General features: G+C 71.3%; 15 protein-coding genes. 6 read left to right on the plus strand and 9 right to left on the minus strand.

Features of this window, described 5'->3' with window-relative positions:
* Position 1 precedes the first annotated feature (1 nt).
* The 4 genes from ACIRF9_RS08140 to ACIRF9_RS08155 form a co-directional block, all read right to left on the minus strand.
* Positions 2–532, minus strand: a complete 531-nt coding sequence (locus ACIRF9_RS08140) for a cupin domain-containing protein (protein WP_403818160.1) — start codon at positions 530–532, stop codon at positions 2–4.
* Between the two features lie 169 nt (positions 533–701).
* A complete protein-coding gene (locus tag ACIRF9_RS08145) occupies positions 702–1244 on the minus strand; it encodes a MarR family winged helix-turn-helix transcriptional regulator (protein ID WP_403818161.1) in 543 nt (180 codons plus the stop codon).
* 35 nt (positions 1245–1279) lie between these two features.
* The gene (locus ACIRF9_RS08150) at positions 1280–2128 is read right to left on the minus strand and encodes a fumarylacetoacetate hydrolase family protein (protein ID WP_403818163.1); all 849 of its coding nucleotides are present in this window, start codon (positions 2126–2128) and stop codon (positions 1280–1282) included.
* On the minus strand, positions 2125–2718 hold the full coding sequence (locus tag ACIRF9_RS08155) for a carboxymuconolactone decarboxylase family protein (protein ID WP_403818165.1): 594 nt from the start codon (positions 2716–2718) through the stop codon (positions 2125–2127). The genes ACIRF9_RS08150 and ACIRF9_RS08155 overlap by 4 nt, the downstream gene beginning before the upstream one ends.
* Positions 2719–2799: 81 nt before the next feature.
* On the opposite strand from ACIRF9_RS08155, the gene ACIRF9_RS08160 reads away from it, so the two are divergent.
* Entirely contained in the window at positions 2800–3678 is an 879-nt protein-coding gene (locus ACIRF9_RS08160) for a VOC family protein (RefSeq protein ID WP_403818167.1), read from the plus strand.
* 68 nt (positions 3679–3746) lie between these two features.
* Complete coding sequence (gene paaZ, locus ACIRF9_RS08165) at positions 3747–5294, plus strand: phenylacetic acid degradation bifunctional protein PaaZ (protein ID WP_403818169.1); 1548 nt, start codon at positions 3747–3749, stop codon at positions 5292–5294.
* 115 nt (positions 5295–5409) lie between these two features.
* On the opposite strand, the gene ACIRF9_RS08170 is transcribed toward paaZ, so the two are convergent.
* Positions 5410–6192 carry a TetR/AcrR family transcriptional regulator gene (locus ACIRF9_RS08170; RefSeq protein ID WP_403818171.1) on the minus strand — a complete coding sequence of 261 codons (783 nt, stop codon included), beginning with the start codon at positions 6190–6192 and terminating at the stop codon, positions 5410–5412.
* 145 nt (positions 6193–6337) lie between these two features.
* Here ACIRF9_RS08170 and ACIRF9_RS08175 point away from each other — a divergent pair, with 145 nt between their 5' ends.
* The 3 genes from ACIRF9_RS08175 to ACIRF9_RS08185 are packed head-to-tail and all read left to right on the plus strand — an operon-like array spanning position 6338 to position 9167.
* On the plus strand, positions 6338–7192 hold the full coding sequence (locus ACIRF9_RS08175) for an acyl-CoA dehydrogenase family protein (protein WP_403818173.1): 855 nt from the start codon (positions 6338–6340) through the stop codon (positions 7190–7192).
* A complete protein-coding gene (locus tag ACIRF9_RS08180) occupies positions 7189–8349 on the plus strand; it encodes an acyl-CoA dehydrogenase family protein (RefSeq protein WP_403818175.1) in 1161 nt (386 codons plus the stop codon). Before ACIRF9_RS08175 ends, ACIRF9_RS08180 begins: the two co-directional genes overlap by 4 nt.
* 23 nt (positions 8350–8372) lie before the next feature.
* Positions 8373–9167, plus strand: a complete 795-nt coding sequence (locus ACIRF9_RS08185; RefSeq protein WP_403818176.1) for an enoyl-CoA hydratase — start codon at positions 8373–8375, stop codon at positions 9165–9167.
* On the opposite strand, the gene ACIRF9_RS08190 is transcribed toward ACIRF9_RS08185, so the two are convergent.
* Positions 9151–12909 (minus strand): hypothetical protein, encoded by a 3759-nt coding sequence (locus ACIRF9_RS08190; protein ID WP_403818178.1) that lies wholly within the window; start codon positions 12907–12909, stop codon positions 9151–9153. The genes ACIRF9_RS08185 and ACIRF9_RS08190 overlap by 17 nt on opposite strands.
* A 252-nt stretch (positions 12910–13161) precedes the next feature.
* On the opposite strand from ACIRF9_RS08190, the gene ACIRF9_RS08195 reads away from it, so the two are divergent.
* Positions 13162–13419, plus strand: coding sequence for a hypothetical protein (locus ACIRF9_RS08195; RefSeq protein WP_403818180.1), 258 nt, complete (start codon positions 13162–13164; stop codon positions 13417–13419).
* A 66-nt stretch (positions 13420–13485) separates the two neighbouring features.
* On the opposite strand, the gene ACIRF9_RS08200 is transcribed toward ACIRF9_RS08195, so the two are convergent.
* The 3 genes from ACIRF9_RS08200 to ACIRF9_RS08210 are packed head-to-tail and all read right to left on the minus strand — an operon-like array spanning position 13486 to position 15595.
* Positions 13486–14010 (minus strand): carboxymuconolactone decarboxylase family protein, encoded by a 525-nt coding sequence (locus ACIRF9_RS08200; RefSeq protein ID WP_403818182.1) that lies wholly within the window; start codon positions 14008–14010, stop codon positions 13486–13488.
* A complete protein-coding gene (locus tag ACIRF9_RS08205) occupies positions 14007–14798 on the minus strand; it encodes an SDR family NAD(P)-dependent oxidoreductase (protein ID WP_403818184.1) in 792 nt (263 codons plus the stop codon). The genes ACIRF9_RS08200 and ACIRF9_RS08205 overlap by 4 nt, the downstream gene beginning before the upstream one ends.
* Positions 14795–15595: a TauD/TfdA dioxygenase family protein gene (locus tag ACIRF9_RS08210; protein ID WP_403818186.1), complete on the minus strand. Its 801-nt coding sequence runs from the start codon at positions 15593–15595 to the stop codon at positions 14795–14797. The genes ACIRF9_RS08205 and ACIRF9_RS08210 overlap by 4 nt, the downstream gene beginning before the upstream one ends.
* Positions 15596–15675: the final 80 nt, after the last annotated feature.

The raw sequence follows: 15675 nt of genomic DNA on the forward strand, positions 1-15675 counted from the left end.
CTCACGAGGTGCCGCCCGAGCCGATCAGGACGAAGAACATCGTGGCGGGCTCGGTGCCGTTGTTGCGCCAGGCGTGCCGGGTGGCGTTCTGCACGACGAGGTCACCGGGCTTCAGGACCGCCGTCTCGCCGCCGTCGAGGTCGAGGACGATCTCACCGGTCAGGACGACGCCGTAGTCGACGGTCGGGGTGGTGTGCATGCCCGGGTTGTCGGGCTCGAAGAGCTCGGCGAGGCCGGGGCTGGCCTCCAGCTGCTCGGCGGCCGCGGCGGCCGGGTCCCAGGACGGGTCGGCGTAGACGCTGCCCGGCGCGAAGCTGACTGTCAGCGCGATCGTCTCGCCCGGGCCCGGTATGAAGTGGGTGACATCCGCCGTCGGGTCGTCGGAGGGGGCGGCGGGGAAGGCCGTGTTCCACACGACGGACCGGGCGAAGCCGGGGGTGTGGGTGAACTGACGGGTGCGCGGCGGCTCGCCGTCACTGACGATCACGGGCTTGCCGCTGGGGCTGACACCGGTGACGACACGACGGACCATGATTCTCTCCTTTGAGAAACCGACGCGGGGGCGTCAGGGGAAGGTGGCTGAACGTTAAAGGGCCTCGGGGGGAATTCGTTAGAGGTCTGACGGTAAAAGTTCTTACGATCTCGGGAGTCGCCCGGCCGCGGGTGTGCCACGAGGGCTCCGCGCGGGGGCCGGCCCCGGCTCAGGCGTCGTCGGCCGGGGTCTCCTGGTTGACCAGCGTACGCAAGAGATGCACCAGCTCACTGAGCTGGTCGTCGCGCAGGACACCGGTCCAGGCGCGCTCGCGCCGCGTCTGGGCCTCGATGGCCTGCCGCAGGGTCTCGCGGCCCTCGGCGGTGAGCTCGACCGTCAGCTGACGGCGGTCGGTCTCCACCCGTTCGCGCGCCACCAGGCCACGGCTCTCCAGCGTGGCGAGCGCGCTGGAGATGCTGGCCCGGGTGGAGCCGGAGACCCGCCCGATGTCCTGCTGGGCGAGCGGGCCGTAGACCCACAGGGCGTTCAGGATCCGGAAGCCCGCCCAGGTCAGCCCGAGGGGCCGGTGGACGTGCTTCTCGAAGTCCTTGGTCAGCCGCGCTTCGAGCCGGGTGAGGTCGGTGACCATCTCGATCGCGTCGAGGTCCCGGGGATCGGTCGTGCCCAGCTCACGATGGTGATGGCGCAGGAGTTCGGAGAACTCCCGGGTCCGGCTGGCGCCCGCGGCCGCGTCCCGCACGGTGTCCGTCACGATGTCCCACCCTTCCTCGGCCGGCCGGACCGGCATCAGCCGGCGACGACCGGATTGACCATGGTGCCCACACCTGTCACCTCGGTCCGCAGGACCTTACCTTCGGTGAGGTAGAGGCGAGGAGTGCGGCGGACGCCGCAGCCGGCCGGAGTGCCCGTGAAGATCAGGTCGCCGGGCTCGAACGTCACCCGCTTCGACAGCCAGGCGATCAGCTGCGGCACGCTGAAGATGAGGTCCGAGGTACGGCCCCGCTGGACCTCCAGGTCGTCGACCCAGCCGGCCACCTCGATGTCGTCGGGGTCGGCGAACTCGTCGAGCGTCACCAGGTACGGGCCGATCGGGCTGAAGGTGTCGTACGACTTCGGCAGCGTGAACTGGTTGATCGGCTTGCGCCACTGCTCCTTGCGGTCGGAGATGTCCTGGCCCGCGGTGACGCCGGCGACGTACGACCACGCGTCGGCCTCGGGGATGTTCTTGCCCTCCCTGCCCATGACCACCACCAGCTCGGCCTCGTAGTCCACCTTGTCGTACTGCGGCTCCACCACGATCGCGTCGTAGGGGCCGACCACGGACGAGGCGAACTTCGCGAACACCGACGGCTCGTCCGGGACGGGCAGATTGGACTCCTCGGCGTGCGCCCGGTAGTTCAGCGCGACCCCGATCGCCTTGTACGGCTTGGCGACCCGGCCCAGGTCACGCCGGTCGAACGGCTTCCAGTCGGCCTCGGCGGCGCGCTCGGCGAGGGCGCGCAGCTCGTCGTGGAGGGCGAGGTCGGAGAGCACCTCCGGGCGCGGCTCGATCGCTCCCTTGCTGGCGTCCGCGATGTCGAGGGCGAGGTCGTCGCGGACGACGACCGGGCGGCCGGCGAGGTTGGCGAGCTTCATGCGGCTTCTTCCTTCTGGTCGCGGGGGAGGGGGAGGGGCAGGGCGAGTTCGCCCTCCACCTGGACCCCGAGCGTGTTGATGACGGTGGCGATGGTCAGGTACTGGCCGACGGTGTAGAGGACGTCGATGACCTGCTCGGTGCTCAGGTGCTCGGTCAGCCGGCCCCACAGCGCGTCGTCGACGCCCTGGTGGTCCAGGAGCGAGTCGGTGGCGGCGAGCAGCACCCGGTCGAGCTCGTCCAGGCCGTCCCGGTCGCCGTTCGCGGCGGCCAGGATCGTGGCGTCGGTGAGCCCGGCGCGGCGGGCGATCCGTACGTGCTGGTCCCACTCGTACGCGGCCTGCGCACGGGCCGCGATCCGGAGGATCATCAGCTCCCGGGACGGCAGCGGCAGGGTGTTCTTCCCCAGCACGTGGTTGCCGAAGACGATGAAGCGGCGCAGCGCGTCCTCGTGGTGCGCGAGGGTCGCCCAGATCGTGTAGATCCGGCCGTCCTGATCGCGGTACGGCGCCAGCGACGCCAGTGTCTTCTCGTGCAGCTCGCTCTCGTCGACGGGCTGCAGGCGGGCCTTCTCGGGCACTTCTCCCGACATCGGAGACCTCCTCGGCTCGATGGCGTCAACGTATTCGTATGACCCTTGACCGTCAAGGGTCTAACAAATACCGTCTTCGCCATGACGATCCAGAGCCTGGGGTACGTGGGCATCGGCGCTCCCGACCCGACAGCATGGGCGGAGTACGCCCGCACGGTGATAGGCCTCGCGGTCGAGCCCGGGGAGCCCGGGGAGCCCGGGGAGCCGGAGGGTGCCGCCCGCTACCGCCTGCGCATGGACCAGCACCCGTTCCGTATGTGGCTGTCCGAGGCGGAGACCGGCGGCGTGACGGTCATCGGCTGGGAGGTCCGCGACCCGGCCGCGATCGACGAGATGACGGTGCGCCTGAAGGAGGCCGGCGTCGACGTGTCCGTCGGCACCGACGAGGAGTGCCGGGACCGCCAGGTGGCCCGGATGGTGCACTTCACCGGCCCGCTCGGCATCCGCACGGAGCTGTTCTGCGGCCGCCGGCTGGCCCCCACCCAGTTCGTGTCACCGCTCGGCGTCGACTTCGTGACCGGCGAGCAGGGGCTCGGACACGTGGTGATGAAGACACCGCACGTGCAGGAGGCGGTGGACTTCTACTGCGACGTCCTGGGCTTCCGGCTCAGCGACACCGCCGACTACCCCTGGGGCACGTTCTACTTCCTCGGCTGCAACCCGAGGCACCACAGCATCGCCTTCATCCGGTCGTACAAGAACGAGGGCACACACCACATCCTGTGCGAGGTGAGCAGTCCCGAGGAGGTCGGCCGCGCCCTCGACCGCACGCGCGAGCACGACGTGAGGCTGATGGCCACGCTCGGCAAGCACGCCAACGACGGGATGTTCTCCTTCTACATGACCTCGCCGGCCGGCTTCGGCATCGAGATCGGCGCGGGCGGCGTGCAGGTCGACGAGAGCACCTGGGTCAGCCGCGTCTACACCGCCGACATCTGGGGCCACCACCCGGTCCCGTAAGGCACGCCCCTCCCCTGTGACGTTCACGAAGAGAGTCTGACGTTCTCCAAGAAAGCGGGCCGCTTCCCATGCTCCAGAGCCATCTGCAGGACACCTGGGTCACCCCCACCGCCACGGACGGGTCCGCGACCGACGTGCACGACGCGGTCACCGGGGACCTGGTCTGCCGTGTCTCCTCCGCCGGCCTCGACCTCGACGGGGCGTTCGGCCACGCCCGCCGGGTCGGCGGCCCCGCGCTGCGGGCCCTGACCTTCCACGGGCGGGCCGGCCTCCTGGACGCCGTCGCCGCCGCCGTCCGCGCCCGCCGCGAGGAGCTCTACGTCCTCTCCGCCCGCGCCGGAGCCACCCTGAACGACGCCCGCTACGACGTCGACGGCGGCATCCGCGTCCTGCGCGACTACGCCGCCCGGGCCCGGGCCGAGCTGCCGGACGCGCCGCAGCTGGTCGAGGGCCCCGCCGAACGCCTCGCCCGCGGCGAGGACTTCCTGGGCGTCCATCTCGTCACTCCCTCCCCGGGCCTGATGCTCCAGGTGAACGCCTTCAACTTCCCCGTCTGGGCGCCGCTGGAGAAGCTCGCGCAGGCCGTCCTGGCGGGCATGCCGAGCGTGGTGAAGCCGGCCACCCCGACCGCGTACCTCACCGAGCACCTGGTCCGGATCGTGACCGAGGCAGGAGTGCTGCCGCCGGGGGCGCTCCAGCTGGTCGTCGGCTCCGTACGGCCGGCCCTCGACCTGCTCGGCGAACAGGACGTCCTCTCCTTCACGGGCTCCGCCGCCACCGCCGAGACCCTGCGCACCCATCCCCGTCTGGTGGCCCGCTCGGTCCGTTTCAACGCGGAGGCGGACTCCGTCAACGCGATCGTCCTGGCCCCGGACGTCGCCCCGGGCTCGCCGCTGTTCGACGCTTTCGTGCGCGAGGTGGTGACCGAGATGACGGTCAAGGCGGGCCAGAAGTGCACCGCGATCCGCCGCGTCCTCGTCCCCCGCGAACACGAGTCCGCCGCCCTCGACGCGATCTCCGCGGAGCTCGCCGGGGTGACCGTCGGCAACCCCGCCGCCGAGGGCGTCCGGATGGGCGCCGTCGTCAGCCTGGCCCAGCGCGACGACGTACGGCGGGCCGTGCGCCGGATCGCCGAGTCCGGGCGGTTCGTGCACGGCGACCCGGAGAAGGTGCGGGCGGTCGACGCCGACCCCGAGCGGGGGGCCTTCCTCGACACCCTTCTCGTCTCCGCCGACCCGGAGGCCGCCGCGCCGCACGAGGTCGAGCCGTTCGGGCCGGCGGCGACCGTGCTGGCGTACCGCGACACCGGGCACGCGGCGGATCTCCTGGCGCGCGGGCGCGGCAGCCTCGCCGCGTCCGTGGTGAGCGACGACGTCCCGTGGACCACCGGGTTCGTGGCGGAGACGGCCGCCTGGCACGGCCGGCTGCATGTGCTCGACTCGCTCACCATGGGGCAGACCACCGGCCACGGTTCACCGCTGCCCGCGCTGCGGCACGGCGGGCCCGGCCGGGCCGGGGGCGGGTCGGAGTTGGCGGGAATCAGGGGCGTGGTGGATCTGATGCAGCGGACGGCGGTGCAGGGTTCTCGGCGGGTGCTGGACTCCCTGGGGGCCTGAGGGACAGGACGAAGGGGGCCGCCTCGTGTGATCACGAGGCGGCCTTCCGGTGGTTGAGGCGGCCTTTCGGCGGTTCGGGAGCCGGTCGGGCCCGGCCCGGTGGTTCGGGGGCCGGTCAGGCCTTGCCGCGAGGCGTCTTGGCCGTGGTGGTGCGGGTGGTCGTCCTGCGTGCGGTGGCCGTCTTCTTGGCGGGCGCCTGCGGCGCCTGATCCGTCTCGGTGCCCGTGGTCGCCCCGCCCGTGATGCCGCCCAGGCAGAACGCCCACACCTCCTCGGCGGAGATCGGCGACGGATGCGCGCCGACCGGTGCGGAGGGGGCCCGGGCGGTGAACATCGCGGTCTGCATGATCAGGGAGGCGGTGCGGCGCGGCTTGGGGGAGACGGCCTGGCCCGCCGCCACGGCCTCCTCGACCAGCTCGGTGAAGAAGCCGAGCAGCGGAAGGTGGGCGGTGGCCACCTGGTCGGGATGGCTGACGAGCAGCTGGATGGCGAAGTCGGTGAACAGCGGGGACTGCGCGCCCGCCCTGGGCTCGGAGGAGTGGTAGAGCAGATCGACCGCGATCCGGAGCTTGTCCAGCGGGTCGCGTCCGGCGGCCGAGGCCTCGCGGATCTGTGTGGCCGACCGGGACAGCGCGTCCTCGAACAGGGCGAGCAGCAGCTCGTGCTTCCCGTCGAAGTGCTGGTAGAAGCTGCGCAGCGACTGACGGGAACGCTCCACGACCTCCTGAACGGTGAAGTCCGTGGTGCCCTTGTCGGCGATCAGCTCCTGGGCCGCGTCCAGGAAGCGCTGCACGCGTTGCTCGGCGCGGAGCTTCGCGGCGCGCGTGGACCGCTCGACGGCGCGCTGCCGCCAGGCGGGCTCGGGTGTCTCGACCGGTTCTACGGGGACGGCACTCATGGGTAGAACGGTACTCCACGTATGTGAAAAGACGGGGCACTCCCCCTACCGAATTGCGCTGTCTCGGAAACAAGACTCTTACTTCCTCATAGCGAGAATGTTATTCTCATCCGGCCTGACGGCGGCGAGAGGGCGGAGGCCGGGCGTGGAGTTCGAACTCGACGACGAGCAGCGGCTGCTGCGGCGCACGGTGCGCGAGACGGTCGCCAAGGTGCGCGGCCGGCCGCAGGACCAGCAGTGGGACACGTACGTGGGGCTGGGCTGGCTGGAGGCGCCTCCGCTGGAACTCACCATCGTCCTGGAGGAGTTGGGCTACGTCGCCGACCCCACCCCGTTCCTGGCCACCGCCACCTGGTTCGCCCCGCTGACCGGCCGGCTCCCCGAGGGCAGTGGCACCGCGGTCTTCGACGGCCTCGGACACCACGTCCTGGACGCCGACCGCGCCGACGAGGTCGCCCTGCTCACCCCGGACGGCGTCTCCGTCGTACGCGGCACCGAGCTGGCCGCCGTACGGATCCCCGTCCTCGACCCGCAGCTGCATGTGGCCCGGGTCCACCACCCCGGCGCACTCTCCGCCCGCATACCGGAGCTGGCGCTCACCGGGCTCGCCGCGACCGCGGTCGGAGCCTGCCGCCGGGTCCTCGACCTCGTCCTGGCCCATGTGAAGCAGCGGGTGCAGTTCGGGCGACCGCTCGGCTCCTTCCAGGCCGTCAAGCACAAGGCCGCCGACATGCACGTGGCGATCGAACGCGCCCGAGCGCTCACCCACTTCGCCGCCCTGACCATCGCCGAGGACGACCCCCGCCGCACCCGCGCCGCGCACATGGCCAAGGCGGCCGCGGGGGAGTGCCAGCGCCTGGTCTTCCGGCACGGACTGCAGCTCTTCGGCGCGATGGGCTTCACCTGGGAGAACGAGCTGCAGTTCCACCTGAAGCGGGCCCAGGCCTGCGACCTGCTCCTCGGCACCGCGTCCGCCCACCGGAAGGCGCTGCTCCCATGATGAGGCTGGCCGACGATCCCGAAGTGGCCCGGTTCCGCGCCGAGTTCGCCGCGTTCCTCGACGCCCGCCTGCCCGCCGAGGCCGAGGCCCGGGAACGCTCCCGCTCCAGCGCCCACGTCCCCGAGTGGGCCCGCCGCTGGCAGCGGACCCTCTTCGAGCACGGCTGGCTGCTCCCCGGTCAGCCTCCCGAGTACGGCGGCCGCCACGCGACCCTCCCGCAACAGCTCGCCCAGCTGGAGGAACTGGCCCACCGCCGCATCTACCACAGCTTCAACCCGCAGGGCCTGGGCATCGTCGCAGCCTCCCTCCTCACCTTCGGCAGCGAGGAGCAGAAGTCCCGCTGGGCCGTGCCGATCCTGCGCGCCGAGATCACCGCCGCGCTCGGCATGAGCGAACCGGAGGCGGGCTCCGACCTGGCCTCCCTGCGCACCCGCGCCGTCCTCGACGGGGACGCCTTCGTCGTCGACGGCCAGAAGATCTGGACCTCCGGCGCCCATGACGCCGACGTCCTGCTCACCTTCGTCCGCACCGACCCCGACGCGCCCAGGCACCGGGGGATCAGCGCCCTGCTGATCCCCACGGACAGCGAGGGCGTCGTCCGCCGCCCCTTCGGCTCCATCGCCGCCGAGGACGACCTCGACTTCAACGAGGTGTTCCTCACCGGCGTCCGGGTGCCCCGCGAGAACCTCGTCGGCCCCCTGAACGAGGGCTGGCGGGTGGCGAACGGCTCCCTCGGACACGAACGCACCCTGCTCTGGCTGTCGTACGCCGAACGCCTGGAGGACCTGGTGCGCGACGCGGCCGGCGCGGGCGGCGACCAGGAGTGGTACGCCACGCTCCAGATGGACCTCCAGGCGCTGCGCCTCCTCGGCCACCGGCAGCTGGGCCAGGACCGCGACCCGGCCGAGATCTCCGTGCTGAAACTGCTGGGTTCCGAGGCCGTCCAGAACGCCTCGCTGCACGCCCTGGAGGCGCACGGCGCGGGCGCGCTGCCGCATCCGGCGCTGACCGGCCCGTACCACCACATGAACAACGAGGCCTTCGTCTCCAGCTGGTTCGAGCGGTACGCGCGCAGCTTCGCCGGCACCATCGCGGGCGGCACCAGCGAGATCCAGCGCAACATCATCGCCGAGCGCGTCCTCGGCCTGCCCCGCTGACCACCCCTTCAGGAGCCAGCCGCATGGACCAGATCCTTTACGAGGCCGAGGACGGCATCGCGACCATCAGCCTCAACCGGCCCGAGGCGGCCAACGCCCAGACCATGGCCCTCCTCGACGACCTCGACGCGGCGTTCACCCGCGCGGCGCGCGACGAGGACGTCCGGGTCGTCGTCCTGCGCGCCAACGGCCGCCACTTCTCCGCCGGACACGACCTCAAGGACCGCTGGCCCGGCCCCGGCGAGATCACCCTGGAGTGGATCTACGACGCCGAGACCCGCCGCTACCTGGAGTACTCGCTGAAGTGGCGCAACCTCCCCAAGCCCACCATCGCCGCCGTCCAGGGCAAGTGCATCGCCGCCGGCCTGATGCTCTGCTGGCCCTGCGACCTGATCGTGGCCGCCGAGAACGCCGAGTTCTCCGACCCGGTGGTCCACATGGGCATCGGCGGGGTCGAGTACCACGGCCACACCTGGGAGCTGGGCCCGCGCAAGGCGAAGGAGATCCTCTTCACCGGCCGGCCGCTCACCGCTCGCGAGGCCGAACAGGTGGGCATGGTCAACAAGGTGGTGCCCCTGGACGAACTCGACCCGGCGGCTATGGAGTTGGCCCGGCGGATCGCGCGCATGCCTCCCTTCGGGCTCCGCCAGGCCAAGCGCGCCGTCAACCAGACCCTGGACGTGCAGGGCTTCTACGCCGCCCTGCAGTCCGTCTTCGACATCCACCAGACCGGCCACGGCAACGCCCTGAGCGTGGACGGCTTCCCGATCCTGACCCGGCTGGACGAGATGAAGGAGCGGGTCAGGCGAATGTCATGAGTTCCGGCCACGGCCCGCCGCAACGCACGCGTGCGTGGAGACGCAGACGGTGGTCGACCTCGGCACGGACACTCGGTGCGACCTCGAGGTCGTGACCGAGCTTGCGGAACCAGACCGGGGGCCGGCCCACTGTCAGATCGCTCAGCACTCCGTAGATGTTGATCGTGCGGCAGGCCAGGGCGGTCTCGCCGCGCACCAGCGCCAAGACCAGGTTCTTGCGGGCGGTGACCCCGAGTGCTTCGAGCAGGTCGCCCACTACGTCACTGACATAGGCGGTGAAGTCGTTGGTCACGGAGTTGGGGCGGGCGGCGAGCCGCAGCGAGGCGGCGGTCAGTGTCTCGGCGGCGTCCTCAGGGCGCACTGGGGTGACCCTCCTCAGCAGGCCGGCGAGCTCGCGGACCTCCTGCGTGTCGATGCTCGAGAGGTCCTCGCCGGTCGGCAACAGCAGGTCCAGTACCGTCGACAGGACGTTCTGCCGCTGCTCGGCCGTGTCCAACGGGGCGAGCCGGGCATGGGTCATTGCCAGCGCCCGGTGCGGGGACGGCGCTCCCTTCCGTCGCTCGGGGAAGCGGCCGATCTCTGCGACCAGGCGGGTCCGCAGGGGCGCCGTGGCCTCCCACGTCCAACTCCCCTGGACGACGGCGGCCTCGACGAGCCTCAAGGCCACCGAGTGGTCGGTCGTGCCGGGCTCCAGCCCGGCCAGGGTGCGGGCCGCCGCGTCGGGTGCGGGCGGCTGCCGCGCGCAGTAGGTGATCAGCGCCCGCCACAGGTGCAGCCGCTCCGTCCTGTCCTGCCCCGTGTCGTCGAGGACGGGGACGACGAGCCGCTCCACCGTGGTGTCGTCCGGGGCCCGGCCGGCTCGGCCCGCGGTCTTGAGGACATCCGCCAGCGCGCCGGCGCCTCGGCGGGCGGCGTCCTCGATGAGCAGGGGGAGTGCGTCCGGTCGTTCGCCCAGGAGTGCCTTGAGATCCGTACGCACCTGGCTGGCCCCCGCCTTGTCAACGGTACGGCCGGCAGCCCAGGCACAGACGGCCGCCCGTGCGCCGGGATGCCCGGCCGCCGCGGCTCGCACCACAAGCTTCGCCAGACCCCTGGAGTCCAGCCACACCTCGAGCGGCGGGTCCTCGGGCAGGACAGCCAGCAGGCGGTCGCCGGCGATGCCCGATTTCTCGACCACATCGGCGAGCCAGGTCGGCCGGGCGCGCCGCCCTCCGGACTCGTAGGGGGGACAGGGAAGCCGCGCCAGGGCGGTACGGCACGCTTGCTCCACCTCGTCCCGCAGAGGGTTTCGCGTGCCCCGCAGTGTCGGCACCAGGACGTGGGCGAGTGCCACGGTCTGTGCCGCGGGATCGGCCAGCTCCAGCAGGTCTTCCATCACGGTCCGGGCGCTTTCCGCGGGGATCCTGGCGGCCAGGAGCCCTGCGCCGAACAACTGGGCCCGAGCCACGCGGCCGTCGTCCCGGGCCAGCGCCTCGGTGAGCAGTACGGTGGCCCGCTCGGCGTCCACGTCGGCGTGACAGGCCGCCCACAGCCGGCCGACCGCTTGCTCGACCTCGGTCCTGCTCCTGCTCGCATGGCCGATGGGCTTGGCCAGCAGTTCCTCCCACTTGGCGACGGCCCCCCGGCGCACCGTGGCCCGCCGAGGGAGCGGGACGGACCGGTCCACTTCCTCGCGCACCAGATCGACCGCCTCGGCGACCACTCCGTTGCGGCCCACTTCCAACAGTGGCTCGCACGCCTGGACCAGCCAGCTCACGGTCCGGTCCGCATCATGCGGCAGCAGGACCCGCAGCAGGGCGAGCCAGTCGTCCTTCGTGCCGGTCAGGTTGTCCGGCTCCAGCGTCAGCCACCAGGACAGACGGTCCTCCTCATCGCAGAAGTCCACCGCAGCCTCCGCGTGCTGGTGCGCCAGCCGACAGACGGTGGCGAACAACTCGTAGCGCAGGGCGTGTCGTTGTCCGGTCAGTGGCCACAGTGCCTGCAGGTCCGCGACCCACCGGTCGGGGCCCGCGCCGTGGCGCTGCCCGGGCAGGACTCGCAGGAAGCGCCGTACCGCCACGTCCGGAGCGTCGCGCATCGCCGCGCGAGCCGCGGTCGCGACCGGACCGGGGTCACGCATCTGGGCGTACAGCTCCAGGGCGCGGTCGGCCAGACGTGCGTCGTTCAGCAGAGGAGTCAGCAGGTCGTCACCGGTGCCCGGGGTGGCCCGTGGCACGAGTTGACCCGCGACCGCCGCCAGAACGAGGTCCTCGGGCTGCCGGCACATGCGCTCGACCAGCTCGAGACCAAGGCCGGCGGCGCGTAGATAGTCGGCCGCCATGTACTCGAAGAACGTCTGGTGGAAGAAGCGCACGGCTCCGGTCCCCTCGACATCGGCCAGCATCCCGCGCCGACGCAGCTCGTCGAGCTCGTCGCGGATGCGCTCGGAGGTCGTGCCGGGCAGCAGGCGCGGCAAGGCGTCGCCGGCGTCGCGCGGGTGGTACTCGATGGTGTTCGCGGACAGCATGTAACGGGCCAGCGCACGGGCTGTGGCGGTGAGGTCCCACCGGGCGGCGCCCAGGTCGTCGCTCTGTCCGGCGCGCGCGTCGCGCTCGATGCGCATCTCTCGCACCCGGTCGAACAGACTGACGACGTCAACCTCACGCAGCGGTGCGGCGGGCGCGTAGATGTCGAACAGGAGCCGCAGATAGAGCGGGTTGTCGCAGACCTCCCGCAGGGGAAGGTCCTGATAGACGGCGCCGAGGACCTCCGCCTCCAGCTTCGCTGCCGCTCCGGCACCGTACTTCCAGTCCGGGCAGAACACTTGGGCGTGCCGGGAGATGGCTACCCGCCGCTCTTCCGCGTTGTACCAGCCGAGGGTGTGCTGCGCCTGGAGATAGCCGCCGAGGTCGTCCACCCCGTCCCGCCCGGCCTCGTGGTCGTCCCCCTCGGCGGGGAACCGCAGCAGGACCGCCTCGCCAGGACGACAGGTGAGGACGACCGGAACGTCGCGTGCCTTCATGGCCCGCAGGAGTCGGCTCACCACCCTCACCCCGTCGCGATCGTGCACCAGCAGGTCCAGTGTGTCGACCAGCACCACGGCCCGCTGACCGCCCGCGCGGCAACAGCGCACCGCGGTGACGATGTCCTCGACCGGCACTGCGGTGCCCCGAGCCGCGGTCTCCGGGTGGAGCGCCTCGATCAGATGGGAGGCCTTCAGCAGGATCGGCACCACGCCCTCCTGATCGAGGAGGATCCGGTGGATGCTCCACAGCAGGGTCGTCTTGCCGCACCCCGGCTCACCGGCGATGAGATGTCCGCCCAGCGAATCGAGGGCGGCTGTGACGACTCGTTGTTCCAGTGACCGCGGGACGTGCAGCTCCTCCAGGCGTACACCGCGCGGGAAGAGCGCGCACGGCTCGATGAGCTGTGCGGCGTCCTCCCATGCCTGGGCGCTCAGACCCCGCAACCGGTTCAGCACGGAGTAGCCCTCGTGCTGGTGGGTGCGGCTGATCAGCTGCAGCTGCCGCGCGATGCCGTCGAACCGCTGGGTTTTCGCACGGGGCCACGTGGAGTAGCCCACTCTCGGCTTCATACGGGCCAGCGCGGTGTTCAGGGCCTCGGCACGGGGGACGTGCGTGCCCTTCTTCCACCCCGAGACCGTTTTGGTGTTGCCCATGACCTCGAGCAGGGGAGGGGGGCTTCCGCACAGCTCGAACAGGTCGCTCAGAAGGCGCCCGAACTCGGGACTGGCTGGTGACATCGTGGCGGCTCCCTTCCCGCGCGGCGCCTGTTTTCTACCGCAGCGTCCGCACGTACCGCACCCTCCGCCGTGCCAGGTGTCGGCCGCCGTTGTCCGCCGTGCTGCTCCGGATCCGGCCGGAATTCTCGGAAAGGCCTTCTGATCAGCGCTTTTCCTGGCCGGGCGGGCTCCGGAGCCCGTCGGACCGCCTCGGACGAGCGAGAAAGGGAGTCGTGACGCCACGAGGCGTCCGACGACCCGAAAGGAGTCTGATTGCGAAGCGGAATTGACCTGGCCGGCGAGTGCGAGGCGCTGTCACTGGGGAACCTGGCGGCGAGCATGCTGCCGTGGGTCGGCTGCGTCACGCTGACCACCGTCCTCTTCGGAGGAGGCATCGTGTGGATCAGTCGGCGGGCGGGCGACAACGGGTGGGAGGCGCTGCGTCACGGCCTCCTCGCCTCGTTCGTGTCCCTGGGACCGTTGCTGACCGTGCTGGCCATCGTGGTGAGCCTGGTGAGCCGGTGCCGTTGACGGCGGCGGGCGGAGGGAAAGGCCCGGCCGACCCTCCGCCCGTGCGGGGCCGCATGGGGGAAGGAGTCAGAGGTCGTCGAACCCGCCGCCTGGAAGACCCTCGTCGAGCTCCAGCCCGAAGCTGTTGAACGCCATCGCCAGCGTGCCGTACGCCCCGACGGTGAAGACGAAGTCCATGAGCTGGTGTTCGTCCAGTTGCTTTGCCAGCTCCTCGTAGGTCGTGTCGCTGAGTGTGGAGGTGGTGTCCAGCTCGTCCACTGCCCGGTTGACGAGCGTGCCCGCCCCGGTTCGCACCTCCTCCAACTCCGCCTCCGTGACGCCTGCCTGACGTCCCATCAGCAAGTGCTGCGCCCATTCGTACCGGCATCTCCGCCGCCACGCCACCCGCAGGATCACCAGCTCCCGTGTTCTCGGCGGGAGCGAGTTGCGCATCAGGAGATGGGTGTTGAAGGTCAGGAACGCCCTGGCCAGTTCCGGGTGGTGGACCAGGAGGCCCAGCGCGTTGGAGGGCGGCACCTTCCGTCCGCCCGTCAGCGGCCCCAGCGCCTCGGCGTCCCATTCCTCGTACGGCACCGGCGGCAGCCTCGTCATGTGTTGCGCCCCCCGTTCACGCCGAGGATCTGGCCGGTGATGTAGCCGGCCTCCTCGCTCGCCAGGAAGGCGCAGGCGGCCGCGATGTCCTCCGGGCGGCCGACCCGGCGGACCGGGGTGCGCGCGATGTGGTCCTCGATGGAGCCGCCGAGCTGCCGCTGCCGCTCGGCGGTGCGCAGCATCGGGGTGTCGACGAAGCCGGGCGGGATCGCGTTGACGGTGATGCCGCGCGGGCCGAGTTCCAGCGCCAGGGACTTCGTCAGGCCGTTCACCGCGGACTTGGCGGCGACGTAGTGCGCCATGAAGGGCTGGCCGGAGTGGGTGCTGCTGGAGGAGATGTTGACGATCCGGCCCCAGCGGGCGTCCCACATGTCCGGCAGGGCCGACTGGACGCAGTGGAAGACGCCGTTGAGGTTGATGTCGACGACGCGCTGCCAGTCCGCGAAGGACAGCTCGGCGAAGCGGGTGAAGCCGTCCTTGCCGGCCGCGTTGACCAGGACCGAGACGGGGCCCAGACGTTCGCGTACCGCGTCCATCGCCTTGTCGACCTGCGCCCGGTCGGTGACGTCGACCGTCAGGCCGTAGCCCTCCCCGGCGGGAGCGATGTCGAGGACGGCGACCCGCAGACCGTCGGCCGCGAGGCGCCGGGCGACGGCCCGGCCGATCCCGGAGGCGCCGCCGGTCACCACCGCGGTCCGGCCCGCGGCGGTGGCGTGGGCCGGTTCGGGGGCCGGTTCTGGGATCGGTCCGGTGGCCGGTCCTGATGCCGGGCCGGTGGCCGCGCTCATCCGAAGGCCTCGTCGCCGACGACGGTCGTACGGTGCAGCAGCCGCTCGGAGTTCTCGTCGTACGGCAGCGCCCGGTGCAGGATCCCGGTGTTGTCCCAGACGACCAGGTCGCCGACGGCCCAGTCGTGGGCGTAGCGGAACCGTTCCTGGGTGGTCCAGTCGAGGAGTTCGTCGAGCAGGGCGCGGCTCTCCTCGGGGTCCATGCCGACGACGTGGTCGGCGGTGGTGCCGGTGACGAGGGAGCGGCGGCCGTCGCGGCGGCGCCACACCAGGGCCACCTCATGGGTGGGCTGGGTGCGCCAGGCGGCCAGCTCCTCCTCGGTGGGATCCGGGGTCACCAGCCGCTGGGAGGCCTCGAAGCTGTGCACCACGCGCAGGTTCTCGTAGCGCTCGCGGTCCTTCTCCGGCAGGTTCTCGTAGGCGGCGTAGGTGTTGGAGAACTCGGTCCCGCCGGTCGCTACATGACGGGCCGTCAGCGTGGTCGCCTTGACCGGCACGTCGTCGCTGGTGCCGTCCAGGTGCCAGAAGAAGGCGCCCTTGAGGTACTTGGCGCTGCTGCTCTTCTCCGGGTTGATCGAGATCGGGAAGATCTCCTGGCCGCGCAGCGCGACCACGTCGCCGAGCCGCCGGCTGAAGGCCAGCTGCTGCTCGTCGTCGAGGTGCAGCCCGCGGACGAGCAGGACGCCCCGCCATTTGAGGGCTTCGGCGGCGCGCTCGACGAAGGCGTCGTCGAGGGGATCGGTCACTCCGGTGAACTCCACCCCGAGCGACGGGCTCAAGGCCTTCGAATCGATCATGGAAACACCCCTTCCATTCGCGAGAACCATATTCTCATCATGGTCGTGCCGTGAAGTGCAGAGCATCAGATTCTCCTGTC

This window comes from Streptomyces sp. NPDC096132 (genome assembly GCF_044763345.1).
GTDB lineage: Bacteria > Actinomycetota > Actinomycetes > Streptomycetales > Streptomycetaceae > Streptomyces.

Coding starts and splice junctions, on each gene's coding strand:
- ACIRF9_RS08205 (WP_403818184.1), bottom strand. CDS start 14,798: ATGAGCGCGGCCACCGGCCCGGCATCAGGACCGGCCACCGGACCGATC.
- ACIRF9_RS08155 (WP_403818165.1), bottom strand. CDS start 2,718: ATGTCGGGAGAAGTGCCCGAGAAGGCCCGCCTGCAGCCCGTCGACGAG.
- ACIRF9_RS08140 (WP_403818160.1), bottom strand. CDS start 532: ATGGTCCGTCGTGTCGTCACCGGTGTCAGCCCCAGCGGCAAGCCCGTG.
- ACIRF9_RS08185 (WP_403818176.1), top strand. CDS start 8,373: ATGGACCAGATCCTTTACGAGGCCGAGGACGGCATCGCGACCATCAGC.
- paaZ (WP_403818169.1), top strand. CDS start 3,747: ATGCTCCAGAGCCATCTGCAGGACACCTGGGTCACCCCCACCGCCACG.
- ACIRF9_RS08160 (WP_403818167.1), top strand. CDS start 2,800: ATGACGATCCAGAGCCTGGGGTACGTGGGCATCGGCGCTCCCGACCCG.
- ACIRF9_RS08150 (WP_403818163.1), bottom strand. CDS start 2,128: ATGAAGCTCGCCAACCTCGCCGGCCGCCCGGTCGTCGTCCGCGACGAC.
- ACIRF9_RS08190 (WP_403818178.1), bottom strand. CDS start 12,909: ATGTCACCAGCCAGTCCCGAGTTCGGGCGCCTTCTGAGCGACCTGTTC.
- ACIRF9_RS08210 (WP_403818186.1), bottom strand. CDS start 15,595: ATGATCGATTCGAAGGCCTTGAGCCCGTCGCTCGGGGTGGAGTTCACC.
- ACIRF9_RS08200 (WP_403818182.1), bottom strand. CDS start 14,010: ATGACGAGGCTGCCGCCGGTGCCGTACGAGGAATGGGACGCCGAGGCG.
- ACIRF9_RS08170 (WP_403818171.1), bottom strand. CDS start 6,192: ATGAGTGCCGTCCCCGTAGAACCGGTCGAGACACCCGAGCCCGCCTGG.
- ACIRF9_RS08180 (WP_403818175.1), top strand. CDS start 7,189: ATGATGAGGCTGGCCGACGATCCCGAAGTGGCCCGGTTCCGCGCCGAG.